Source organism: Francisella halioticida (genome assembly GCF_002211785.1).
GTDB classification, from domain to species: Bacteria; Pseudomonadota; Gammaproteobacteria; order Francisellales; family Francisellaceae; genus Francisella; species Francisella halioticida.
This window is the reverse complement of sequence record NZ_CP022132.1, coordinates 163,180-188,240: the sequence shown is the minus strand read 5'-3', so window position 1 is coordinate 188,240 and position 25,061 is coordinate 163,180. Positions and strand designations below refer to the sequence as shown.

The window sequence follows — 25,061 nt, the reverse complement described above, 5'->3', positions numbered from 1 at the left end:
TACGCCTTTATTAAGGAGCATTATAAAGTTATGCCAGTAACAACACTATGTAAATCTTTGAATGTGAGCACATCTTCATATTACAGATGGATTCATAAACCTATAGGTAAAAGGCAATATAATGATGCTGAACTAGATGATGCTATTTTAATGAACATAAATCTAGATATGGAAGTGTTAGGATATACAAAGAGCTTAAAGATATGGGTTGGAAAGTTACTCAACCTAGAGTATCTAAACGTATGAAATTACTTGGTTTACATGCTAAAGCGGCTCGTAAGCATAAGAAAACTACAGATTCTAACCACAACAAACATGTTTATGATAATTTATTAGAACAAAACTTCACTGCTTTATCTGTAAATCATAGGTGGGTTACAGATATAACTTATGTACCTACACAAGAGGGGTGGCTGTATCTTTGTGTGATTATAGATTTATTCTCAAGATCAGTTATTGGTTGGGCAATGGATTCTAGGATGAAAGCGGATTTAGTTTGTAATGCTTTAAATATGGCATTCTTTAGAAGAAATTTTCCTAGTGGTGTGATTATACACTCTGATAAAGGGTCACAGTACTGTAGCAAACAATATCAAGACATTATTAAAGAACACTGGCTACTATCAAGTATGAGCTCTAAAGGATGCTGTTACGATAATGCTGCTTGTGAAAGTTTCTTTGGAACTTTAAAAGTAGAGTTAGTACATGATGAAAGCTATAAAACTAGAGAAGAAGCTAAACTATCAATATTTGAATATATTGAAGCTTACTATAATACAAAAAGGAGACATTCTACAATAAATTATATGACTCCATATCAATTTGAATATATAATGGAAAATGAAGTAGTAAACTGTCACAAATTGACGGGGTAGATCACTTGCAGGGATACTAAAACCAAATATAACTCTATTAACATTCCTTTCTGTAAAAACATTCATCATTCCACCACTTTGCTGTAACAAAATCATAAATATCATATAGAAAATTGTTAGCGTAACAGTAATATAGATTCTGCTTCTATCATCTGCTGCTGAAATTCTAACAAAATATAAGATTATTAATAACATAACTGATCCTATCAAGTATAAGACTCTACTTGCCCAGATAGGATATGCTAATAAAACAAAAATAAAACTAGTCAAAGCACATAATATTATTGCTGTAGCTGCCCAAAATAGGTAGGTTTTTACCAAAGATTTTGTATTTTCTTTAATATCTTTATAATGCTTTGAACCTTTTATAAATATTAATAAACCTGCTAGCATACCTATTCCAGCAATTCCAAATGCTAGATTCCAACTAATTGTAACGGCAATATAAGAACAAATAATTGGTGCTGTTATAGCTCCAATATTCATACCTATATACAGCAAAGTAAAACCTTCATTCCTCTTATATTCAGTGTTTGTAAAAAGTGCCCCAGTTATAGCTCCAATACTAGGTTTAAATAAACCTGTACCAATAATCACAAAACTTAAACCTAAGAAAAAATATATATGCTGTGAATTAGGAATAATCATTACAAAATGTCCTAATGCTATTAGTAAGGCACCAATAATTATAGATCGATATTGGCCAATATACTTATCTGCAATTATTCCTCCAACTATTGGTGTACCATATACCATCGATGCATATGCTCCATAAATAAGATAAGTCTTTGCATCAGAAATGTCAAAAAACTTAAACAAATACAATATCAATAATGCGGTAATCCCATAATAACTAAATCTCTCCCACAGCCCTGCTAAAAATAGATAAACCATTCCTTGAGGATATTTAGATGGCTTGGCTGTAGTTAATAGCTCCATCACTATCACTCCTTGCCGTTGCTTTAGTAAGTGCTTGCTCTATATCATCTTTTAGATCATCAACATCTTCTATACCTATTGAAAGTCTAATCAATCCATCACTTAAGCCTTGCTCAAGTCTAACTTCTCTAGGAATTGATGAATGAGACATTAATGCTGGAATCGATGATAAGCTTTCAACTCCACCTGCACTTACCGTTATAGCAAATAGTTTTAACTCCTCTAAAAATACTTTAACTAAATTATCACTTACTTTTAATTCAAGACTTAAAACTCCACCAAAACCTTTCATTTGTTGCTTTGCAAGATGATAGTCTGGGCTACTCTCTAGACCAGGATAATACACTTTCTTAACCAACCTATGTTGTTCCAGCCATCTTGCTATAGCTAGAGCATTATGATTATGTTGTCTTACTCTTAGTGCTAATGTTCTTAGCCCCCTAGTAGCTAAGAAGCTATCAAATGGGCTAGATACAGCACCACCAGCTAAATGAACAAGATCCAGTTTATTGATTAACTCATCATCATCTTTTACAACCACAACCCCACTAATCACATCCGAATGCCCACTTATATACTTCGATGCAGAATGAATAACTATGTCGGCACCAAAAGCAATAGGTTTTAAATTATAAGGAGTAGCAAAAGTATTATCTACAACTAGTATCAAATCATATTTATTACAAAACTGACTAAGTTCTTCTAAATCAACAACTCTTAATAGCGGATTAGATGGTGTTTCAACCCATACCATCTTAGTATTTCCTCTAAGACTGCCCTCTAAACTATCTATATCTCCTAAATTGACATATGTTGCTTGAAGATCCGAGGAGTATTTTTTAACTTCCTCAAATAATCTATAAGTTCCTCCATATAATGAATCTGCTTCTATTATATGACTATCTACAGCCAAAATATCTAGTATTGCATTAATTGCAGCAACACCAGATGAAAAAGCGTAACCTTTTTTTGCTCCTTCTAACTCAGCTACAGCATCTTCATATCCAGTTCTAGTTGGATTGCCAACTCTACCATATTCAAAAGCTTTTTCGCCACCTGGGCTTTGTTGACGATAAACTGAAGATGTATAAATAGGTGTAGTTACTGCCCCTGTTACTGAATCGCCCGGATTACCAGCATGAACGGCTAAAGTATCTATTTTAGAATTTATAATGGTCATATATTTGCTCCCATAGTTTTCAATTGCTAAAACGATGAGAATAACATTGTCATACTTTCGCTTTAGCAGATTTAGTTTAGAGCCCGCAATTTGAAAATAAATCAGCGTGTTATTTTTATATTGTTACTTTATGCTTTATTACCATACTCTTGCATATGTTTTGCCGTACGTTTGTTAGTTCCATACATAAAGTGATTTTCCATTTTCTCTAAATACTTACTTGCTGGTACTTTTAAACCAACTGCATCAGCAACTTCTCGAATGAGCATAGGGCTAGCGCCACAACACACTCCCAGATAATTAATCCCTAACTTATATGCTTTCTCCGCAAAGTCTCTAATCTCATAACGATTGCAATATAAAGGATCTAAAGCTGTAGGGAAAGTTCTACCATGAGGAGCTGGACAACCACAATGATTATCATCAGGTAAATTAAAGAATGTCGGATGCTCATCTGTGGTTCTATATGGTATTGGTAGTCCTGCAACATGACATTTTACAGCATCACGAATTTTTTTAAGATCCGGAAGCATTGTTTGAGGCCCTCGGAAACAATTCATGCCTACTACATCAGCTCCACGCTGTTCTAGTTCTTTACAAGTATCTACAATACTCCATCCATCACGCATTTTATTTTCACCCATTGGTGCAACAGTAATAACAGATGGTAACCCCGCTTTTTTCATAATTTCTAAAGCTGCAAATGCTTCTTCTGCATAGTAGAATGTTTCACCAATTAGCAGATCAGCACCTTCTTCAGCAGCCCAACCAATCATTTCATTAAACATTCTCTTAACTTCCTTCTGAGACTCCTGATCACCTTGCTTCCAAATATTTGAGTTAGAAACATTTCCGGCTAACAAGTTTGGTTTTAAGCCCTCAGGCGTTGAATCAGCAACTTTTTTAGCAATTCTTAAAGCTTCTCTATTTAATGGCTCAAGTAGATGTTCTTTACCTATAACTCGCAATTTTTCTCTATGTCCATTATAGGTAAATGCTTCAACAATATCAGAACCGGCGTGTTGAAACTCTCTATGCAAGCTCTCTAAAACTTCAGGATTTTCAAGCGATACCATTGGTACAAACTCACCTGATGCTAAATAACCACGACGCTCTATTTCAAATAGGAAACCTTCTGCACAAATTACGGGACCCTTATCAAGTCTCTCAAGTAGATTCTCTTTCTTCATTTTGGATAATCTCCATGTTTTAGTTAATAAACAAACTTTCTGAATATTAGCAAAAAGCTTCCTACTAAAACGATCAACAAGACTTAAATAGAAGAAATGCTCGCTTTAGCAGGATTTATAAAGCGCTCGCAATTTGAAGTAAATCAGCGCTATGTTTCAAACGTTACACATTTACAACAAAATAAACAATAATTTAACAGCGAATTTTTATACTTTTTAAAAATTTTTAAAAGCTTATTTCCTATCAAATAAAGAAAATAGTGAAATAATGTATATCACAACCAGTATATAAAATGGTGCTGCTATAATTTTTAAGTCTACAGCTAGATAAGCAAATAGTATTGGTAAACCTCCTGTAAAAATTGCCATAGCTAAATTCTGAGTAATTGCTAAACCACTAAATCTTTGCTCCTTTTTAAATCTATTTAACACCACACACATATAGTTAGCATTAATTAAACCATTTGCAAATGCAAAAGGAACTATAAACACTAAAATTAAAGATCCTTTTAAAATTAAACTTACCGCCAACGGTACAATTAATATTAATGCTAATATTATACCTATAGCTTGAGTAGCTATATTTCCAATTCTATCTGCAACTCTCCCCCCAACTAATACAGATATAGCGTAAATAACTATAGTTACCAGTACATAAATAGATGTCGTATTTTTATCAAAGCCCAGGCATTTTTGACAATATGTTGGTAGAAATACGATAAACATTGCTAAAAACACAGTACAAGAAGAAATTGTCAGTATAGATTTCAATGATAATCCCAAATGATTTTTTAACAACTCTAGTAATACAAAGCCTCTTGATTTACTAGGCTCAATGGCTAAAGTTTCACCTATCGAAAAGCGCCAAAAATAACTAAATAATACGGCAATACCACCAAAAGCAAAAGCTAAGCGCCAGCTATAGGCAAAAAACTGCTCATTTGTAAGCACAAGGCTAAGTAAATAATATGCTATTGATCCTAATATCATCCCAGAAGTTGCACAAAATATAACTATTGAAGTGAAAAAATTACGTCTAGGAGAAGGTTGTTCATGCACTAATAATACAGCAGCTGTTAATTCTCCTCCAAAAGAAAACCCTTGCACTAGTCGGCATGCAGCTAATATTAAAGGTATAAATATACCCAAAATATTACTACTTGGTAGCACTGATATTATCAAAGATGATACTCCTATTAGGATAACTGTCCACTTAAATGGTACTTTTCTACCGTATTTATCGCCAAGGTTACCCCAAAATATAGCGCCTATTGGTCTAGCAAAATATCCAGCACCAAAAATAGCAAAAATTAAAATAAGTGAATTATTAAGCGATTCTTGATGTAAAAGTGACATTGATATCTGAAAAGCAAATAAGCCAAATATATGAAAGTCAAACGTTTCAAAAGCACTTCCAAGACTTGAAACCAATATAGATTTAGTACGCAAAACAGCTCCTTATAAATTACAGTTTAATTTACCTATATAACTAAACAAAACCTATTACTCAAATCAAGATACTATAAGTTAATAAAAATTATTTATTATGTATTTTCTCTAACTCAATAATCATGCTATCTAACTGATTAGAAAATTTCTTAAGAGCATCACTATCTATACCTTTTAGAGATCTTTTCCAATTTTGATTGATAAAATATTGTATCTGAACAGAAAACTTCTTTCCTGATGAAGTAAATTCAAACTGGGCAAACCTTTTATCATTATTGTTGATTGAGCGACTTAATAGCTCTCTTGAAATCAAACTATTAATAGCTCTAGTAATACTTTGTGGTTCAGCACGCATATATGCTGAGATTTCAGATTTGGAAGACCCTTTAGGTAAACAAGAGACAGTATGCATAACCATAGCTTCAGTATATGTTAGATTAGCTTGCTTTGAGAAATCTATAAAAATTTTATACCACAAGGCATTTATTCTTCTCCAACGCTGATTTAGGTCAGTAAATTCATTTATAGACATACTAGGTTCTATTATTTGATTAATAAAAACAATAATAATAACTTAAAGATTCTAAGTCGATGATTTTATTATATTAAATCTAAATAATCATATAAAAATTATTTTTCAACCTAAATAATGAAGCATTGCTTCATAGTAGGAAAAATGATATTATTCAATCCATCGAACAAAATACAAAAAAATCGGTATGGAAGTATCATTATTAAATAAAATATTAATGCAACAAGAGTCACCTTTTTTTCATAAAAGATGTTAATGGTAAATATTTATACATTAACTATGAAGCTGCTAAACTTGCAGGTTTGGATCCTGATAAATTCATTGGTCAAGATGACATTGAAATATTTGGTAAAGAAACTGGCAATATTTATCGTGAAAAAGACCTAGCTGTTATTCGTGGAGAAATTATTAACCCAGTTGATATATTTATAAATGCCAATGGTGAAAAAAAAGCTTATTTTATAGCTCGTCAAAAAGTATATAATAAGCAAACTCAACTTATCGAAATATCTGGAATAAGTGTTGATATTACTGAACACTTAGATGCAATAGCATCAATTAAACTTAAGTCGCTAAGATGATTAAAACCTTAAGCTAAAGAGATATATGTTTAGAGTATTATTCCTTGATAAAAACAACTATATTTTTGCAACCACAATAACCTTATCTGTTTTGTTATCAAGCTTTTTCTCTTTTTATTACTACAATGGCAATATAATGTTTGTCACCTGGGCCTTTATTTTTGGTCTTTTTTTAGCATATTATCGATTTGGGGACTCTAAATTTAAGCAAATCAAATATTTATCAACCTATACTACAGTAACTTTTATTGTAATTTTTATAGCTGCGATTATAAGCACAATACACAATCCTTTTTTTAAAGAGTTACTACGTACAATCTTGGTGTTTTGTTGCATATATTCTCAAAGGTTTTTCAAAGGTCAGCGTCTTGTAGGGTTATTCCTAATTATTTACGCTTTGTTCTTTTTTTATATTTACCCAAATCTAAACTACAATAATTTTTTTATAAAAAATAAATATTGGCTATCTGGATTAATTATTGGTTATATTTCTACAAGTATTTTCACATTAATTCTACCTAAAATAAAAATACAAATACAAATACAAATACCAAATAGAAATAAAACATTATCAAGCAATCAGTAATACTAACTATTCTAATATCTTTAGTTTACTGTAGCTCACATATCATAGCCTTTACAAATCCTGCCTGGATATGCTATTCAATAATTATAGTTTCATCAGGAGACCCTAAAAAAACTTTAAAAACTTCTTTACATCGTTTTTTTGGTACAGTGATCGGTGCTTGTATAGGCATAATATTAGCTTACCTAGTTTTTAATGAATCCTATTACTTTTCGGTATATTCATGTTTTATTTTCATTTTTTAACATATTTCATTATTAATCATCACTATGGTATTGGAATTGGTTTTGCAACTATTTGGCTAATAACAATTTTTTATTTCTTAACCCCAAGCATCTCTCTTAATACATTTATACTAGCTAGAGTTCTAGATACTACTCTGGGGTGATCTACCCCGTCAATTTGGGACAGTTTACTACTTCATTTTCCATTATATATTCAAATATTGATAGTTTAGCTTCTTCTCTAGTTTTATAGCTTTCATCATGTACTAACTCTACTTTTAAAGTTCCAAAGAAACTTTCACAAGCAGCATTATCGTAACAGCATCCTTTAGAGCTCATACTTGATAGTAGCCAGTGTTCTTTAATAATGTCTTGATATTGTTTGCTACAGTACTGTGACCCTTTATCAGAGTGTATAATCACACCACTAGGAAAATTTCTTCTAAATAATGCCATATTTAAAGCATTACAAACTAAATCCGCTTTCATCCTAGAATCCATTGCCCAACCAATAACTGATCTTGAGAATAAATCTATAATCACACAAAGATACAGCCACCCCTCTTGTGTAGGTACATAAGTTATATCTGTAACCCACCTATGATTTACAGATAAAGCAGTGAAGTTTTGTTCTAATAAATTATCATAAACATGTTTGTTGTGGTTAGAATCTGTAGTTTTCCTATGCTTACGAGCCGCTTTAGCATGTAAACCAAGTAATTTCATACGTTTAGATACTCTAGGTTGAGTAACTTTCCAACCCATATCTTTAAGTTCTTTGTATATTCTAACACTTCCATATCTAGATTTATGTTCATTAAAATAGCATCATCTAGTTCAGCATCATTATATTGCCTTTTACCTATAGGTTTATGAATCCATCTGTAATATGAAGATGTGCTCACATTCAAAGATTTACATAGTGTTGTTACTGGCATAACTTTATAATGCTCCTTAATAAAGGCGTACCTTACAGATTTTGCTTTGCAAAGTACGCTGCTGACTTTTTTAGTATTTCACGCTCTGTTTCTGCCTGTTTGAGTTTTTTCTTCAAATCAGTATTTTCAAAAGATAGTTGCTGGTACTGCGTTTTATAATCTATCTTTATTTCTTTCTGAGGGTTTGACATGGCTTTGGATATCCAACTGCAAATGGTTTTATATTTAACCCCTAAGTTATCTGCTATTTCTCGTCTATTTGCATCTGGTTGTAAACATAATTTAACAGCTTCATCTTTAAACTCTTTTGTATATCTCATCTTGTCTCCTTTTCTTAACACCTAAGTGTCCCAAATAGGAGGGTATGATCAAACACTAGTCCCCATTGTTGATACCATACCAAAAACTAGTGTAAACAAACATGCTAAATCAATAACCTGGCTACTAATATCTCCTAGGTGACGATGGCCTAAAGCGGGCTCTATAGTTGATGCTAAAGAATAAGGCTTTCTTAAGTTGAAGAAAACCAAAGCAAAACTGACAGATGGTACAGCATAAATAGCATATGGTGCATAAGTCCAGTGAGTAAGCATTGCAGACTGTCAATAGGCATTGAAAATAATGCTGCTTGAGCAGAATCTGGTGTTATTACTAAAGATTCTGGTGGTTGATGTAAGTGGTATAATGGTTAGCTACTGCCCATAAAAGCGGCCTGAAGACAATGTTGTCGAAAGTGTAATAGTAAACCACTTCCATTTGCTAAACATTGGTACTATACTACCCCAATAAATTAAACAATATTTTCAATTATTTAGTTCCCATCTAAGCCGCCCGTTTTTCCAATAAGTTATCGTAATAAAATTCCATAGGTTTTTTATAATTGATAGACTCATGAAATCTTCTATTATTATAAAAATCTATATAATCATCCACATCGTTTCTTAGTTCAACAATGCCAGGATATTGATTTAAATAAAATCTCTCACATTTAGCACTTCTCCAAAATCTTTCGATGCAAATGTTATCAGTTGCTCTACCTTTACCATCCATAGATATAGTAATTTTTTTATCCAATAATGTTTGGATATGAATGTTAGATGTGTACTGGCTACCTTGATCAGTGTTAAATATTTCTGGTACTCCATATTTATACAGAGCTTCATTTAAAACTTTCATAACTAAACTACTATCCATAGTGTTGGATATCTCCCAACTTAGTACAGCCTTAGAGTACCAATCAATAATAGCTGCCATATAAACTGTGCCAGCATCAGTCTTAATATATGTAATATCTGTAGACCAAACTTGATTAGGTCTCAATATGCTTAAACCTTTTAGTTTGTAACTATAAATAGCATGCTCTTTGTTAGGTTCAGATAAGTTTAAGTTTGGTTTTTTCACCGCCAATATAGCTTTGATGCCTAACTCTTTACGATACTTTTGTACTGTGTTCTCACAGATGCTAAACCCATCTTCTATTAATTGCTTATGAGCTTTTATATAGCCGTAGCAGGGAATCTCCTCATGTATCTGTATAAGCTTTGCTTTTACTTCTTCTTTATGTTCGTTAACCACAGGCTTGTAATATAAACCAGCTCTAGAAACTTCTAATAAGAAACTTTGTTTTACAACAGATAATTTATGCTTAGGATCAATCATCGCTTTTCTATCAGATAATCCCAAGCTTACGAGCTTTCCCTCAAGAAATTCCTTCTCAATTGTTAGTTGTCCAACCTTCTTAGAATACTGATCTATCTTGGTTTGAAGCTTTGCATTGTCTTTTTTATATTGTGATACTGATTTGGATGGATCCATTGCCAACTCAGCATTTTCTAAAAAGGCTGTTTTTCAATTATTTATGTTTTTGGGCGTAATATTATATTTTACTGATAACTGTGTGATTGTTTGATCTTTCCCCAATACTTCCAAGACAACTTTAGTCTTAAATTCAACGGTATATATTTTTCTCTTATTACTCATTTACATTTATCCTAAATTGCTCATTTATAGTTTAGCTACTTTAGGATCAAAATTGTTGTTAAAATTTCATGGGGTATTATAGTTAGGGTTCTTTACAATCCACTAGCTAAGATAATTAAATTTAATTTCTCACTAATTTTAAAACTAAATAAAACTTTGCAAACTATACTTTGCCTCTAGAAACTCATAAATTCCATCATCAGAACCTTCTCTACCAAGCCCTGATTGTTTTATACCACCAAATGGGGCTTTTTCACTCGAAATTGCTCCAGAATTTATACCTACCATGCCGTATTCAAGGACATTCCTAACTCGTCTTATTTGATTTATATCACTACTGAAAAAATAGCTCGCTAAACCATACTTTGTATTATTTGACCTTTGTATAACCTCATCCTCAGAGTCAAAACCAAAAATAGCAATAACAGGCCCAAAAGTTTCTTCACAGCTAGCTACCATATTATCTTGCATATTATCTAAAATAGTTGGTTCAAAAAAATTACCACCTAGCTTTGGATTGACTTTACCTCCACAAATTAATTCGGCTCCCCTTGCTAAAGCATCATTAACATGTGATTGAACCTTTTCTACAGCTGATTTATTGATCAACGGTCCAACTTTTACATCTGGCTTTAAACCATTACCTTGCTTAAGCTCCTTAATTACCTGTTTAAGCTTAGCCACAAACTCTTTTCTAATAGAGTTTTGTACAAAGATTCTATTAGGAGCAATACAAACCTGACCTGCATTTCTAACCTTAGAAACTATAATCCCCTCAATAGCTTTTTCTATATTTGCCCCTTCAAATACTATAAATGGCGCATTCCCCCCAAGCTCAAGTGATACTTTTTTAACCGTATCAGCAGCTTGCTGCATAAGAAGTTTACCTACCCTTGTTGAACCTGTAAAAGTTATCTTCCTAACTATATTACTCTGTTGAAACTCTTTACCAACAACCTTCGAATCACCACAAACAACTTGTAATAAATTCTCATCAGCACCTGCTTCTATAAGTAGCTCTCTTGCAGCAAATGCTGCTAGGGGTGTCAATTCAGATGGTTTAAGTATTACGCTACAGCCTGCTGCAATAGCTGGAGCTACTTTTCGTGTAATCATAGCAAAAGGAAAGTTCCAAGGAGTTATAGCTGCTACGACACCTACAGGTTGATAATCAACTCTGCCTTCGGTAGCTTTAATGTTAGGATCAAATATACGTGAATCTATTCTGTTTGCTTTCTCAGAATACCATCTAATAAAGTTTGCCCCATACTGAACTTCACCTTTTGATTCAGCTAAAGGTTTACCACTTTCTAAAGTAATTATCTCTGCCAAATAATCAATATTTTCAACAACTAGATCATACCACTTAGACAAAAACCTTGATCTATCAATAGCAGGTTTATCTTTAAAAATATTTTGAGTATGTTTCGAGACTAAGATACTATCTTTGACATATAGTGCACTTTTTTCTTCAAGCTGGCATATAAATTCACCCGTTGCCGGATTAATTATCTCAAAATTATTTTTCCCAGTATATGAGTATTTTTCCAAAATTTTATTTAGTATTTTATTCATAGCTACCTCCGCTATTATCTGAGTATAAAGTTAATATCTAACTGCACTATATTTATTTCTCGGACTAGGCTGATTGAAGCTAACCGCTACGCACCCAGACAAACTAATAACTAATAAAACTAAAAATACTTTTTTCATAATAACTTTTTTTTATAAGCTTCTGTAAAGAAAATTATATAGATTGAATAGCTGTAATTGCAATTGTATAAGTTATATCATCAACTGTAGCACCCCTTGACAGATCATTAACAGGCTTATTAATACCTTGTAAAACTGGACCAATACTCAAGACATTAGCGCTTCTTTGTACAGCCTTATAAACAGTATTACCCGTATTTAAATCTGGGAATATCAAGATAGTTGCTTTACCAGCAACTGGACTATTTGGGGCTTTTTTATTAGCAACGCTCTCTATCATAGCAGCATCATACTGTAACGGACCATCTACCAATAGTTCTGGTGCCTTTTGTTTGAGCATTTCTGTAGCTGATCTAACTTTTTCAACCTGTGCTCCCGAGCCTGAATTTCCTGTACTATAACTAATCATTGCAACACGTGGCTCAATATTAAATTTCTTTGCTGACTCTGCACTTTGGATTGCTATGTCAACTAACTGTTCAGATGTCGGATCTTGATTTACTGCACAATCTCCAAAAACTATGACCTCATCAGGCATACACATAAAAAATACCGAAGATACTAGAGAAATATTTGGCTTAGTTTTGATAAGCTGTAATGCTGGTCTTAAAACATCTGCTGTAGTATGCTCAGCTCCTGATACCAATCCATCAACCTCTCCAAGATATAGCATAAGAGTCGCAACAATTATTGGATTCTTAAGAGCATCTTTCGCCATACTCTCAGATAAGCCCTTATGCTTACGTAATTTAACTAAAGTATCCAAATATTTTGCTTCAGCAGCAGCGTTAATAGTTACAACTTCAATATCACTAGGTAATATAAACCCATTTAGCTCTGCTACCTTATTAATTTTTTCTCTATCTCCAATTAATACACACTCAGCTAAACCTTGTTCATGACAGTTTTTTGCTGCTTGTAATGTTCTTGGCTCATAGCTCTCTGGTAGAATAATACGTTTTTTAGCCTTTCTTGCCATTTTCAGTAAATGATATCTAAAAGCAGGTGGTGACATAACCTGTTGTTTAGATATATCAGCTGTAATACCTTTTATTATTTGATCCCTATCTAGTGAGCTAGAAATTGCCTCTATGGTTTTTTGTATACGCTCATGGTCATCAATTGGAATACCCATGAGGTCGATATCTGCAATTTTTAAAATTGCGTTTACACTCCTATTTCTAGTGGAAAAAATTGCTAAACCTGTCATCTTTGCTGTTTCAGTACAAAATTCCTTAACTTTCTCATTAAGAAACTCTTCTGCTGTTAAAAGAATTCCTGCAATTTTCATACCGTTTCTCGCAGCCAAACACACTGTTACTAGAATATCTGCTCTATCTGATGATGTTATAACTAAAGAGTTTGGTGTTAAATCATCAAGAAGATTGTCTAATCTTCTTGAGCACATCATCACTTTCTCAACACGAGCATCTAAACCAACATTAGAAACAATATTCAAATCTAAAGCATTCTTGATATCTAGCACGCGCGGGTATGTTCGCTCCTTATCCCACGCTATAGCACCCAGCAGACTTAAATCTTTCTCCTTAAATATTGGGAGTTGTTTAAGCATTTCTATATTGATGGGTTTATTAGTTTCTGATTCTTCTTCTGTCAAACTAAAACCTGCCCTCCCTTCATCATAAGGAGCATTTAACTTTGTAACTATAGCCCCTAAGATATTTAGCTTTTTAGGTAAGTTTCGAATCGTATACTCAACCTCCTGATTAATATCACTCAAAGGCTTATTACCATGGTATGATGCAATTATTACTTCCGCGCTAAGAGCTTTTATAATTTCAGTATTTAGCTCATTGACAATTGAGTTAATCGGATATAGCTTGTGAGAATTACTCCCTTGCCTAAATAGCCCTGAAACTATTATAAAATCTGAGTCTTGGCATTTTTTATAGAACTCATTCAAAATTATCTCAACGTAATCTTTAATGCGATCATTTAACAAATATGATTCTATTTTTTCTATTGACATTCCCATATCGTAAATAGGATGAAAAGAGCCAACCTTAAGACCTTTTTGTTGTAATGAATATCTCAAGCTACCAGCTAAAACTCGTAGTCCAATATGCTTTGATGTAGGTAATATAAATATAGATTTTTTCATAGTATTCTCTTATATTAGGTACTGTGTATCTTGAGCTATCATCAACTCTTCATTAGTTGCTATAACCATTATTTTATGACTGTTTGATGAGTTTATGAATAGATTAGATTTATTATTTCTCTCGGTATCAATTTCAAAGCTAATATTATTTAGTTTTGAAACAATATTCTCACGAATATTAGTTGCATTTTCACCAATACCTCCCGTAAATACAAGAGCATCGAAATTTTTGAAATAAATCATATAGCTAGAGACAAATTTAGCAACCCTATGACAAAAGATTTCTATAGCTAATTTTGCTAAGTCATCTCCATTTGTAGCAAGCTCAAAAACTTTACGCATATCATTATAACCACAAATACCTAAAAGGCCACTTTTCTTATTTAATGTATTTGTAATTTTTGTGACATCCCAACCAAGATTATCTGATATATATGCAAAAATACTTGGATCTATAGCACCAGAACGTGTCCCCATTACTAAACCATCTAAAGGAGTCAATCCCATACTAGTATCAATACTTTTTCCATCAGCAATAGCCGTTATACTACAGCCGTTACCAAGATGAGCAACTATCAGATTAGCCTTTTGCTTATCTAATATCTTTATAGCTTGTTGAGATACATATTTATGAGATGTCCCGTGAGCTCCATATTTTCTGATATTATGTTTCTCAGTAAGCTCTCTTGGTATCGCATATTCAGCAACATAGTTAGGAATTGTCTGATGAAAAGCCGTATCAAAAACCGCTACCTGAGATAAATTTGGAAATATCTGTTGGCAAAAAGTAATTCCTTCAATATTAGCAGGATTATGTAAAGGGGCTAAAGGTATGCAATCTTTGATCTTTTGTAAAGAACTTTCATCTATTAACACAGATTTTGAGAAAAACTGTCCTCCATGTACCACTCTATGGCCAACTGCGTAAATTTTATTTAAATAGCCATTTTTTATTAAAAAGTGTTTAAGCTCATTAAAAACATCTGAATATAGACCATTTTCAATATTTTTTTGAATCTTTTGCTTTGTTTTAAATTTAAAGCTAACTTTACAATTTTCACTACCAATATTTTCAGCAAGTCCTGTTAAAGGAGACTCTGCTGTTTGTGGGTTAATAAGTGCAAATTTAACCGAAGAACTTCCACAGTTTAAAATCAGTATATATGACATTTTTTGAAAAACAGAAAAATACTATTTGGTAGTATTATACTCTTTTTTTAAAAAAAAGGCTAACTGTTAAGATTATAAAAGAACACAGTTAAATATTATAAAAATCAATCAAAAATAATTTAATTTAATTTCTTATCAAAGTATCTTAGAATGGTATATCATCATCAAAATTAGATGAGTTAATTTCTGCAAAATCAGGCATCTCATTTTGTTTTTTTGGTTGTTGCTGATTTTGATTAAAATTACTAGTTGGCTGCTGACTAGAGTCTGAGCTATTTTGGTAATTAGGGTTAGAATTTCCCTGCGAATTACCACCTCCAATAAATTGGAAATTATTAGCGACAATCTCTGTTGTATATTGCATATTACCATTTTTATCTTGCCACTTATTAGTACGCAATCTACCTTCAATAAAAAGTTGTGAGCCTTTGCTAGAATATCTTTGGATAATTTCAGCAGTTTTACCAAACACAACTACACGATGCCACTCTGTAGTTATATTTTCTCCCATACCATCATTAGTTGCAATACTCAAAGTAGCTACAACAGTTCCATTCTGTGTAGTTCTAACTTCTGGATCATTACCTAATCGTCCTAGTAAAATAACTTTATTAACTGTCCCTTTGGCCATTTTAATCTCCTATATTATTTACATAAAATATTACTAAACAGCTTACAGTAAAAAAGCTTACCTTATAAGTTGTTTAAAATATTTTTTTTATTTTTTCAAAATATTTATTCAACAATTTCTATGATTCATTAATTGCAAAATCTATCTCATCAAAGCTAAAACCGTTATATGTTAAATAACTCATAGCCTTTTGCTTTAATTTAAAATCAGACTGCAAAAATTTTACATCTTTATATTTTTTTTGTAAACGTCTCTGACATAGCTCAAACCAGTCAATACTTTGTTCTTCTAAAGTATTTATAATTAACTCTTGAGACAAGCCTTTCTGATAAACAGCCGTGTTTATAATCCTCTTTTTACCTCTAAGCTTTAACAACTCACTTGTTATAAAAACACTGGCAAAGCGCTGGTCAGATAGCCATTTATTTTTCTCAAACTCATCCAATAATGACTCTATTTGTTGTGATGAAATATTATCTCGGTTATGGAGTTTGTCAAAAAGTTGTTTACGTGAATAATCTTGCTTTGCAAGAAGATAAAGAAGATAGTTTTTTTCTTTAGATAAGCTCATCTTGAGTAGCTAATTCAGAATCTTGTTGTGCATATTTATGAGGTAATAAAAGCTCAAGTATCGCTTTTTCTATTTCATCACGCTCTTCAACATTCTCTTTTAAATAATCTTTAGCCTTTTCTTTGCCCTGGCCAATTTTTTTACCTTTATAACTATACCATGCACCTGATTTTTCTATGATATTATGTTTTGCCCCTAGATCAACCAATTCAGCTTCTAACGAGATTCCTTCACCATAAATAAGCTCAAATTCCGCTTGCTTAAATGGAGGAGCAACTTTGTTTTTTACAATTTTAACTCTGATCTCATTACCATTAATATCCGTACCATCCTTAATAGCACTACCTTTTCTAACTTCCAAACGCACAGATGAGTAGAATTTAAGGGCATTACCTCCTGTAGTAGTTTCAGGATTACCAAACATCACACCTATCTTCATACGGATTTGGTTAATAAACATAACTAATGTATTTGAGCGCTTAATGTTAGCCGTTAATTTTCTCAAAGCTTGTGACATTAACCTTGCCTGTAGACCCATATGAGAGTCTCCCATATCACCTTCGATTTCAGCTTTTGGCGTCAAGGCTGCTACCGAATCAATAACAACTATATCAACTCCACCAGAACGTACAAGCATATCTGTTATTTCTAAAGCCTGCTCACCCGTATCTGGTTGAGAAACGATCAAGCTATCAACATCAACACCTAGAAGCTTGGCATATTTAGGATCAAGCGCATGTTCTGCATCAATAAATGCTGCTATACCGCCTTGTTTTTGACACTGTGCAATGGCTAATAAAGTAAGCGTTGTCTTCCCTGAAGACTCATGACCATATATTTCTATTACACGACCTTTGGGGTACCCCCCAATACCTAATGCCGTATCAAGAGCTATAACCCCTGATGGTACGACTTCTATATCATGAATCGCTTGCTGATCTCCCAGCTTCATGACAGAACCTTTACCAAACTGTTTTTCAATCTGGACAAGAGCTGACTCTAGAGCTTTTTCTTTACTCATAACTACCATATCCTTAATTTATAATTAATGCTGATTGCCATCTGTTGACCCTTTCAAAGAATCTTGATACATAGCATCAAAATTTGCAGCAGATAAACATAACTGAGGGAATCCCCCACTTAGCACTAAATCTGAAACTGCTTCGCGCGCATAGTGATAAAGAATATTTGGACAAAACGCTTTTTTGGCATGTTCAACCTGTTCTTCTTGCATATTTGATACTGTAAAAATACCAGCCTGCTTAACTTCTATCTCAAAAGCAATAATCCCATCATTTTCAACTTTTATTTCAAGTGTTAAAACACTTTCATAAGTATTTTCTTCTGAAAGATTTGCAGCATCTATTTTTAAGTCAGTATGCAACTCAGGCTTCCATGCTGTAGCCCATATTTTATCAGAATTAGGTACAGAAAAAGAAAGATCTTTTACATAAACTTTTTGAATTTGAAATTGTGGTTGTTGATCCATTTTAAATGATCCTTAATAATTTTTACTTCTCTAATGATTTAACTGGGTAGCTAGCTTGCATCCACGCACTTAAGCCACCTTTAAGTACAAATACTTGCTCAAAACCTTCTTTACGTAGCTCCTGCATTACTTTTGTAGCATTATCACCATAAATAACAACTGGCTTTGACTTATATTTAGTCATTTTTTTATACTTTTGTGAAATTTCATCTAGCTGAATGTTTTGTGCACCTATAATATGGGCCTTAGCAAAAGATTCTTGATCTCTTAGATCTAAATACATACCTTTACCTTTATTTACAGTCATTACTGCATCTGCAACAGACAATGTATATTGAGATTTCTTAGTTTGAGTTAGCTCAAAAACTATATATATAGCTAACAATAAGATAAAAGATAAACAAAATACTAAGTTTTGTGAAACAAAATAGCCTAAATTTTCCATACGTTAATTGTCTTTTAATAATTATTTCTAAATATAAATTAAGATTATACATAGCTTTAGATCTAAAAAAAAGAAGCTTTTAATTTTAATAAAAAAAAGGATTTTAAGAAAGATAAAAAAATATTATAGATTATTGCATTTTAGCAATAACTTGCTTAGTAACATCAATACCATTTACATTATATAAGCTCATTTCAGCAGGTAAAACAGCATCACAACCTTTTTCTTTAGCAACATCTCCTGAAGCTTTTGTCAATGCATCTTTGAATGCATCTGCATCTTTAGAAGCCATTTTTTGAACTTCATTCATTAAGCTTTGGTACTGTTGCATAGATTTTTCAAGATCAGATTGAGCTTGAGACTTATCTTGATCTTCTGTTTTGTCTGCAGATTGAGCTTGAGACTTATCACCTTTAGCATCATCAGAAGTAACATCATCTTTCTCTTCAGTGTAAGAATTCACTTTTTGCTGTAAAGTAGTAATAGTTTTCTTAAGCTTATCCATCTGAGGTTTTAGCTCTTGCTGATCTGCTGTAACTTTTGCTTTACCAAGAGGAGAGGTCTCAAAAACGTCCTGAACATTTGCAAAACATACACCGCCAGCCATAGCCGTCGAGGCAGAAACCATTAAACCACCTGCAATCACTGCCCCTAAAACTGTCTTTTTCATAATTTTTCCTTATCTTTTGTTAATTTGAATAACTTCCCTTTAACATCGATTATAGTCATGGTTTTTACATGTTTCAACATTTATTTAAAACTAAAGCTACTCTCTGACAAGGCTTTATAATAAACACTATTACCTAACTTATTTGATATAGCTGTTAAAAAATCTAACGGCTGAGTATAATCTACTACTTCTAAATCATCTAATTTTTCTCTTTTAAGCTGTTCAACAGATGCAAACTCATCGACAAGCCCAATTTTCTTGGCCTCTATACCACTAAAAGGAGAACCTGAAAAAGTTGTATTTACAGATTTGTTTTTCAACCTATCTCCTCGAGATTTTTCGACTGCGTTTATAAAAACTTTATGTGTCTCATCAAGAAGTTTTTTAAACTGCTTTGTTTGACTAGGTCTTTCTGGTGAAAAAGGATCTAAGAAATCTTTATTATTGCCTGAAGTATAAGTCCTTCTTTGAATACCAAGCTTATCCATAAGACCCGTAAAGCCAAAACCACTACCAACAACTCCTATAGATCCTGTGATTGTCATTTTATTTACATAAATCTCTTTGGCTCCTACAGCTATATAATACCCTCCACTAGCACAAACATCCGTACATACAGCATACATTGGTATTTTAGGATGTTTTTCTTGGAGATATCTCATATGAGAATATATTTCTTCTGACTGTACTGGTGATCCTCCTGGACTATCTATTTTAACGATTACCGCTTTTGTTAATTTACTTGCATAAGCATCATCTAAGCTTTTAATAATCCTATCTGCATTTGCCTCAGAGTCTTCAGCTATTACTCCTTGAACTTTTATTAAAGCTATATGAGGAGCGAGCTCTTTTGAGGAAGATTCAAATAAACCTGGCACTACTATGATCAATATAAGCAAGATCACTATAGTCCTAATAAAAAGTTTCCAGCGTCTTTTACTTTGGATATCTTTAATGTGTACCTTAGCCAACTTCTCCAAAATTTCGTTAGAAACGTTATTTTCCATTTCAGCTCCATATTTGTTAATATTTATAAAATAAATTTTAAACGCATTTAAACAAAAATACATTAGTTAAATTTGGAGATAACGAAATGCAAATGACTTTGGAAACAAAATCTAATAACTTAGGCTTAAGAAATATTCAAAGACACATTTTTTTATGTTGTGATCAAGAAAGACAAAAATGTTGTGCTGGAGATGTTTCATTAAAATCATGGGAATATCTAAAAAAAAGACTTCAAGAACTAAATTTATCACAAAAAGGCCTCATTTATAGGTCAAAGACATATTGCTTAAGAGTATGCCAAAATGGCCCTATTGTTGTTGTTCATCCTGATAATGTCTGGTATCACTCATGCACTCCAGATGTATTAGAAGAAATAATCCAAAAGCATCTAATTAATGGTCAAATAGTTGACAAATATGTATTCAGCAAGCCGTAAAAAATTGAGCTAATATAAAAAATAAGGGTGTTTTTTTAGAATCTTTTTCCATTATTCAGCATGTAAAAATCGATGACTTTGAGTTTTAGTTTTTTAGATAACTCTCTCTTTTCATCTGCTTTAGAATGTATTAGAGTTTTTTATATATAACTGATTGTAGCCTATATAATAATACTGACTCTCAATATTGAATTTATTTGATAACTTCAAAAAAAACTCATATCTTCGGATTTTAACTTTAGAGCTTTCTTTGTGATTTAAGAATATTCCTATAACTAAAGTATAGATAATAATTGTTAGTAAGTTAAATCACCTACTTGATGGTACTATTCCGCACAAGGGTAGTCTATATAACCATTTTCAGTGCCTTGATAATAGAATTCAGGCAGAGGTTTAGTAAGTTTAATATCATTAGTAAATCTATATACCAAATCAGGATTAGATATTAGCAGTTGTCCCCATGAAGCTGCATCTGCATCACCTTTATTTATTAAGAGTTCTGCAGTTTCTTTATCTAATTCTTGATTAAGAATATAATTGGTTTGACATTTATTCTTTAATATATGTGTTAAGTTATCATTACCTATTTTTGCTCTAGCAAATATAAAAGCAATATTCTTTTTACTTAATTCTGATATTAAATATGAAAATGTTTCTAGTGGGTTAGAATCACCCATATCGTACATATCGCACCTTGGTGCAATATGTACGCCAACTTTACCACTTCCCCATATTTCAGACACGGCATCAGTTACTTCTAATATTAATTTAGCTCTATTTTCTATTGATCCACCATATTCATCATTACGATTATTAGAGCTATCTTGTAAAAGTTGATCTAATAAATAACCATTAGCAGCATGAAGTTCAACACCATCAAAACCAGCCTTTTTTGCATTTATAGCTGCTTGCTTATAGTCTTGGACAATCTCTTTAACTTCTTCAGTTGTTAATTCTCTAGGTGTCATTAAGGCTTTTTTAGGTCTAACTAAATGCACATGGCCTGTAGGTCTAATTGCACTAGCAGAAACAGGTGTTTGACCATTTAAATATATAGGATCAGATATTCTACCAACATGCCATAATTGTAAAAGTATTAAACCATCTTTTTTATGTACAGCATTAACAACTTTCTTCCACCCTTTAATTTGATTGTCAGACCATATCCCTGGGGTATTAGGATAGCCGACACCCATGGGAGATACGAAGTTGCTTCAGAAATAATCATACCTGTAGTCGCTCTTTGACTATAATATGTGACCATCATATCTATAGGGACTCTATTCTCATCAGCACGACACCTAGTTAATGGCGCCATTACTATCTTATTTTTCAATTCTAAATCGCCTAATTTAATAGGCTCTAAAAGTACTGACATCTCAATACCATTATAGATTTATGGTATATAAATTATATATATAATTATGGATACTAAACAAGTTTTGTTGCAGTTATAAACGATGGTGAACAAGCTTTAGTGATTTTTGAGAGCAAACAATATATCCTTTGATTTTAGTATCATTAATTTTCATTAATTTCCCATCATTTTTCATTCTCATAGAATAAATAATATGTAAACCAATAGAATCATCCTTATTTGGGAACAATTTTAGCATAACATACTCTATCTCCCATTTATGTGAATTACCAACTGTCTGAGGATGATTAAAATCATCACCTAAATTAACAAGATTTTTCCTATATAAAAGAACATAGCCTTTTTCTTTACTATTACTAGGTAAGCCATAAAAGTTCTCAAAGTTTAGTGGGACAATAAAAGGCTCTGGTGGAGTATTCTTTGTTTTACGATATATGTTTTTACAAAAAGAATAGTTTAGTATTCCAGATACCTTCACATTAGGGTTTTTTAAAGATGAAATTAATTGTTGAAAAGAAGTAATACTGTTATTTGTCAATAGGCATTGAAAATTGACCCCGATAGGCACCGAATTTTTGACCCCCTAGAGGACCTAAAATGACTGATTTTTAGTCAGTCAAAATCATCTGTTTTATTTCCTATTTTTAAGTCTAAAACTATCATTGCCAGTTTCAATAATTTCATAGTTAAAAGTTAAACGATCTAGCATAGCTGAAGTCATCTTCTTATCCCTAAAAATCTGTGTCCATTCTCCAAAAGATAAATTTGAAGTTATAATCAAAGATACATTTTCATGTAACTTACTCAGAAGGTGGAATAATAAAGCTCCTTCAGACTTTGAGAAAGGTAAATAGCCCAATTCATCTAAAACAATCACATCCATTGATTTTAACTTTTCCGCAAGCTTTCCCGAGTTATTGTTTAACTTCTGCTGCTCTAATTGGTTAACCAAATCAACGATATTGTGAAATCTTGCTTTCCTACCTAATTTGACTATTTCTCTAGCAATGGCTATAGCTGTATGAGTCTTACCAGTGCCAGTAACCACCAACTAAAATAATGTTACGCTTACTATCTACCAAACCTGTGCTTTGTAAGCCTATAACAAGCTCTTTGTTGATTACACTCTTATCAAAATCAAATTCATCCAAAGATTTAGCTGTAGGGAACTTAGCCAATTTAATTTGATTATTAATTGATTTAACAGCTCTATAACTGACCTCTTTCTCAAGTTGCTCCTCTAACCACTTATAATATTGAGTATCATCCTTATCAATCTCTTTAAGACCATCTAAAACTGTACTTAGATGTAACTTTTTTAAATACTCTTGAAGTTCTATCATATTTATAGACCTCCTAATAATTGATTATAATTATTACAGTTAGCTATTGGTGGATTCTTAAGCTTTAGACTATCATCAACATCAACTATAGGTGCACCTTTCTCACATTTTAAACGTATTATTGAGTTTATAATATGCTGAGAATTTATAACATTACTACCAATATCTAAGTCACATGCTATTTCAACAGCCTCAATGCCATAATCTCTCAAAGATAATAGAACCTCAACAGCTTGCCTATCTCCACCGTTCTTAGACATCAGAAGATCTTTAACTTTTAAAATACTTTTAGGTAAAACCCAATCTTTAAAAGGTTCTCCATTTCTCAACGCTCCTGGCTTTCTTTCCAAAAGGTTTAGATAATGATATGGGTTAAGTATCCTTTTATTTCTATCTAAACATATATCATGTGTAGCAATCTTGTTACCATTACAGAAAATTCTTATTTTGCTTGGATAAGCTCTAACATCTACAGATCTATTAGCATATTCACAAGCGACACTATATCTATTACTATCGTAGCTAACCAAACAGGTCTTATCTACCTTGCGTGTAATTTCTTTATACCCATTAAAGGGGGAACTAAAGTCTCGCAATAAGCTTTTTTCTTGTCTAAACACATCATAAATAGTTTTATCTCTTATTTCTGTATGTTTGCGTTGTTTAGATATATCTAATACTCTTTGTTGTAAATGTCTATTAAGCTCCTCCAATGTATCAAATTTCAACCTTGGCTTGAATAGCCAATCTCTGATATTATCAACTTGGTTTTCTACTTGTCCTTTTTCCCATCCTGAAGCTGGGTTACATGCTGTGGGCTCTATAACATAATGCTTTAACATACATAAGAAGTTTTGATTGAACTTACGGTTGGATTTGCTCACAAACACTTTATCTACTGCTGTTTTCATATTATCATAGATACCTCTTTGAGTTACTCCACCAAAGAACTCAAAAGCCTTATCATGTGCATCAAACAGCATTTCTTGACTTTCTCTTAGGTATGCAATCACAAAAAACATCCTGCTATAAGACAATTTAAAATGAGCTAATTTTATTTTAGTTATCTTTACACCTAACTCTACAGTTTCTTCACTCCAATCAAATTGGTAAGCTTCATCAGGGTCAAAGTATAGTGGTATAAAGCTATCCTTTAGTTGAGCAGTGTGTTTTTCGTAGTATTTCTTAACATACCTTTCTTACAGAATCATAAGAGCCTGTATAGCCTAGAGCTTCTAACTGGTTATGATATTTACGAGTACTTCTCTGAGATTTCTTTTCTAGCTTCAAATCATGTGCAAGCATTTCTTCAAGTATCTTGATATAGTCTTGTAACTTTGGGTAAAAAGTCACTTTACGTTGATATTGTTTAGGAATATACTCAACATCTTTTTCTCGGATAATTTTTCTGACTGTGTTCTTTGACACATTCAGGCTAGTACATATTTCACTTATTGAATTGCCTTCACGACGCATTACTAAAATGGCTGTTTTTTTATCCATTTTTATCACCTTAATTTAAGCCCTATATTTATAAAAAATGTAGGGTAGTTTACCACCTCAGGGGGGCATTTTTCTGTGCTTATTTGCCCCTAAAAGGGGGCATTTTTG

30 protein-coding genes and 2 pseudogenes are annotated in these 25,061 nt (G+C 32.4%); 5 read left to right on the top strand and 27 right to left on the bottom strand.

Going from position 1 to position 25,061, the window contains the following annotated elements; genetic code table 11:
* The first annotated feature begins 30 nt into the window (after positions 1-30).
* Positions 31-246: a hypothetical protein gene (locus CDV26_RS11805; RefSeq protein WP_088771820.1), complete on the top strand. Its 216-nt coding sequence runs from the start codon at positions 31-33 to the stop codon at positions 244-246.
* On the top strand, positions 204-875 hold the full coding sequence (locus CDV26_RS12800; RefSeq protein WP_088771712.1) for an IS3 family transposase: 672 nt from the start codon (positions 204-206) through the stop codon (positions 873-875). The genes CDV26_RS11805 and CDV26_RS12800 overlap by 43 nt, the downstream gene beginning before the upstream one ends.
* Here CDV26_RS12800 and CDV26_RS01040 read toward each other — a convergent pair.
* The 5 genes and pseudogenes from CDV26_RS01040 to CDV26_RS01020 form a co-directional block, all read right to left on the bottom strand.
* A pseudogene (locus tag CDV26_RS01040) lies at positions 861-1,769 on the bottom strand (peptide MFS transporter); the annotation flags it as partial. The gene CDV26_RS12800 and the pseudogene CDV26_RS01040 overlap by 15 nt on opposite strands.
* 13 nt (positions 1,770-1,782) lie before the next feature.
* The gene (locus tag CDV26_RS01035) at positions 1,783-2,994 is read right to left on the bottom strand and encodes a trans-sulfuration enzyme family protein (RefSeq protein ID WP_088771710.1); all 1,212 of its coding nucleotides are present in this window, start codon (positions 2,992-2,994) and stop codon (positions 1,783-1,785) included.
* 128 nt (positions 2,995-3,122) lie between these two features.
* A complete protein-coding gene (locus CDV26_RS01030) occupies positions 3,123-4,184 on the bottom strand; it encodes a homocysteine S-methyltransferase family protein (RefSeq protein ID WP_088771709.1) in 1,062 nt (353 codons plus the stop codon).
* 234 nt (positions 4,185-4,418) lie between these two features.
* The gene (locus tag CDV26_RS01025) at positions 4,419-5,633 is read right to left on the bottom strand and encodes an MFS transporter (protein ID WP_088771708.1); all 1,215 of its coding nucleotides are present in this window, start codon (positions 5,631-5,633) and stop codon (positions 4,419-4,421) included.
* An 88-nt stretch (positions 5,634-5,721) separates the two neighbouring features.
* The gene (locus tag CDV26_RS01020) at positions 5,722-6,165 is read right to left on the bottom strand and encodes a MarR family winged helix-turn-helix transcriptional regulator (RefSeq protein WP_088771707.1); all 444 of its coding nucleotides are present in this window, start codon (positions 6,163-6,165) and stop codon (positions 5,722-5,724) included.
* Between the two features lie 242 nt (positions 6,166-6,407).
* On the opposite strand from CDV26_RS01020, the gene CDV26_RS01015 reads away from it, so the two are divergent.
* Together CDV26_RS01015 and CDV26_RS13765 are read left to right on the top strand one after the other, a co-directional pair.
* A complete protein-coding gene (locus CDV26_RS01015; RefSeq protein WP_338029163.1) occupies positions 6,408-6,746 on the top strand; it encodes a PAS domain-containing protein in 339 nt (112 codons plus the stop codon).
* Positions 6,747-7,313: 567 nt separating this feature from the next.
* Entirely contained in the window at positions 7,314-7,577 is a 264-nt protein-coding gene (locus CDV26_RS13765) for an FUSC family protein (protein WP_212789804.1), read from the top strand.
* Between the two features lie 144 nt (positions 7,578-7,721).
* On the opposite strand, the gene CDV26_RS01005 is transcribed toward CDV26_RS13765, so the two are convergent.
* The 16 genes from CDV26_RS01005 to CDV26_RS00935 form a co-directional block, all read right to left on the bottom strand.
* Positions 7,722-8,321: an IS3 family transposase gene (locus CDV26_RS01005; protein WP_088773419.1), complete on the bottom strand. Its 600-nt coding sequence runs from the start codon at positions 8,319-8,321 to the stop codon at positions 7,722-7,724.
* Complete coding sequence (locus CDV26_RS01000; protein ID WP_088771706.1) at positions 8,279-8,494, bottom strand: hypothetical protein; 216 nt, start codon at positions 8,492-8,494, stop codon at positions 8,279-8,281. Before CDV26_RS01000 ends, CDV26_RS01005 begins: the two co-directional genes overlap by 43 nt.
* A gap of 32 nt (positions 8,495-8,526) precedes the next feature.
* Positions 8,527-8,835, bottom strand: coding sequence for a transposase (locus CDV26_RS00995; RefSeq protein ID WP_157671249.1), 309 nt, complete (start codon positions 8,833-8,835; stop codon positions 8,527-8,529).
* Between the two features lie 27 nt (positions 8,836-8,862).
* Positions 8,863-9,087: a BCCT family transporter gene (locus CDV26_RS00990; protein ID WP_088771705.1), complete on the bottom strand. Its 225-nt coding sequence runs from the start codon at positions 9,085-9,087 to the stop codon at positions 8,863-8,865.
* Positions 9,088-9,316: 229 nt separating this feature from the next.
* Complete coding sequence (locus CDV26_RS00985) at positions 9,317-10,309, bottom strand: IS3 family transposase (protein WP_088771586.1); 993 nt, start codon at positions 10,307-10,309, stop codon at positions 9,317-9,319.
* Between the two features lie 33 nt (positions 10,310-10,342).
* Positions 10,343-10,474 carry a transposase gene (locus CDV26_RS13445; RefSeq protein WP_169709695.1) on the bottom strand — a complete coding sequence of 44 codons (132 nt, stop codon included), beginning with the start codon at positions 10,472-10,474 and terminating at the stop codon, positions 10,343-10,345.
* Between the two features lie 144 nt (positions 10,475-10,618).
* Positions 10,619-12,049 carry an NAD-dependent succinate-semialdehyde dehydrogenase gene (locus CDV26_RS00980; protein WP_088771704.1) on the bottom strand — a complete coding sequence of 477 codons (1,431 nt, stop codon included), beginning with the start codon at positions 12,047-12,049 and terminating at the stop codon, positions 10,619-10,621.
* Between the two features lie 172 nt (positions 12,050-12,221).
* The gene (gene pta, locus CDV26_RS00975; protein WP_088771703.1) at positions 12,222-14,309 is read right to left on the bottom strand and encodes a phosphate acetyltransferase; all 2,088 of its coding nucleotides are present in this window, start codon (positions 14,307-14,309) and stop codon (positions 12,222-12,224) included.
* Positions 14,310-14,318: 9 nt separating this feature from the next.
* Positions 14,319-15,479, bottom strand: a complete 1,161-nt coding sequence (locus tag CDV26_RS00970) for an acetate kinase (protein ID WP_088771702.1) — start codon at positions 15,477-15,479, stop codon at positions 14,319-14,321.
* A 145-nt stretch (positions 15,480-15,624) separates the two neighbouring features.
* The gene (locus CDV26_RS00965) at positions 15,625-16,110 is read right to left on the bottom strand and encodes a single-stranded DNA-binding protein (protein ID WP_088771701.1); all 486 of its coding nucleotides are present in this window, start codon (positions 16,108-16,110) and stop codon (positions 15,625-15,627) included.
* 118 nt (positions 16,111-16,228) lie between these two features.
* Entirely contained in the window at positions 16,229-16,681 is a 453-nt protein-coding gene (locus CDV26_RS00960; protein ID WP_088771700.1) for a regulatory protein RecX, read from the bottom strand.
* Positions 16,668-17,702 (bottom strand): recombinase RecA, encoded by a 1,035-nt coding sequence (recA, locus tag CDV26_RS00955; RefSeq protein ID WP_088771699.1) that lies wholly within the window; start codon positions 17,700-17,702, stop codon positions 16,668-16,670. The genes CDV26_RS00960 and recA overlap by 14 nt, the downstream gene beginning before the upstream one ends.
* A gap of 24 nt (positions 17,703-17,726) precedes the next feature.
* Positions 17,727-18,170, bottom strand: a complete 444-nt coding sequence (secB, locus tag CDV26_RS00950; protein WP_088771698.1) for a protein-export chaperone SecB — start codon at positions 18,168-18,170, stop codon at positions 17,727-17,729.
* Positions 18,171-18,192: 22 nt separating this feature from the next.
* Positions 18,193-18,615, bottom strand: a complete 423-nt coding sequence (locus tag CDV26_RS00945; RefSeq protein WP_088771697.1) for a rhodanese-like domain-containing protein — start codon at positions 18,613-18,615, stop codon at positions 18,193-18,195.
* Positions 18,616-18,745: 130 nt separating this feature from the next.
* Positions 18,746-19,285, bottom strand: a complete 540-nt coding sequence (locus tag CDV26_RS00940) for an OmpH/Skp family outer membrane protein (RefSeq protein ID WP_088771696.1) — start codon at positions 19,283-19,285, stop codon at positions 18,746-18,748.
* Between the two features lie 80 nt (positions 19,286-19,365).
* Complete coding sequence (locus CDV26_RS00935; protein ID WP_088771695.1) at positions 19,366-20,292, bottom strand: S49 family peptidase; 927 nt, start codon at positions 20,290-20,292, stop codon at positions 19,366-19,368.
* An 86-nt stretch (positions 20,293-20,378) separates the two neighbouring features.
* On the opposite strand from CDV26_RS00935, the gene CDV26_RS00930 reads away from it, so the two are divergent.
* Positions 20,379-20,729: a (2Fe-2S) ferredoxin domain-containing protein gene (locus CDV26_RS00930; protein WP_088771694.1), complete on the top strand. Its 351-nt coding sequence runs from the start codon at positions 20,379-20,381 to the stop codon at positions 20,727-20,729.
* Between the two features lie 326 nt (positions 20,730-21,055).
* Here CDV26_RS00930 and CDV26_RS00925 read toward each other — a convergent pair.
* The 6 genes and pseudogenes from CDV26_RS00925 to CDV26_RS00900 all read right to left on the bottom strand — a co-directional run bounded on the left by CDV26_RS00925 (position 21,056) and on the right by CDV26_RS00900 (position 24,953).
* Positions 21,056-22,047 (bottom strand): annotated as a pseudogene (locus tag CDV26_RS00925) (alkene reductase).
* Between the two features lie 133 nt (positions 22,048-22,180).
* Entirely contained in the window at positions 22,181-22,675 is a 495-nt protein-coding gene (locus tag CDV26_RS00920; RefSeq protein ID WP_088771693.1) for a hypothetical protein, read from the bottom strand.
* Positions 22,676-22,738: 63 nt separating this feature from the next.
* Positions 22,739-23,155, bottom strand: coding sequence for an ATP-binding protein (locus CDV26_RS00915; protein ID WP_157671310.1), 417 nt, complete (start codon positions 23,153-23,155; stop codon positions 22,739-22,741).
* Positions 23,136-23,450: an ATP-binding protein gene (locus CDV26_RS00910; protein WP_088771691.1), complete on the bottom strand. Its 315-nt coding sequence runs from the start codon at positions 23,448-23,450 to the stop codon at positions 23,136-23,138. Before CDV26_RS00910 ends, CDV26_RS00915 begins: the two co-directional genes overlap by 20 nt.
* Positions 23,451-23,452: 2 nt before the next feature.
* Positions 23,453-24,592, bottom strand: coding sequence for an IS21 family transposase (gene istA, locus CDV26_RS00905; RefSeq protein ID WP_088771690.1), 1,140 nt, complete (start codon positions 24,590-24,592; stop codon positions 23,453-23,455).
* Positions 24,593-24,635: 43 nt separating this feature from the next.
* Positions 24,636-24,953 carry a helix-turn-helix domain-containing protein gene (locus CDV26_RS00900; protein ID WP_088771689.1) on the bottom strand — a complete coding sequence of 106 codons (318 nt, stop codon included), beginning with the start codon at positions 24,951-24,953 and terminating at the stop codon, positions 24,636-24,638.
* Positions 24,954-25,061 lie beyond the last annotated feature (108 nt).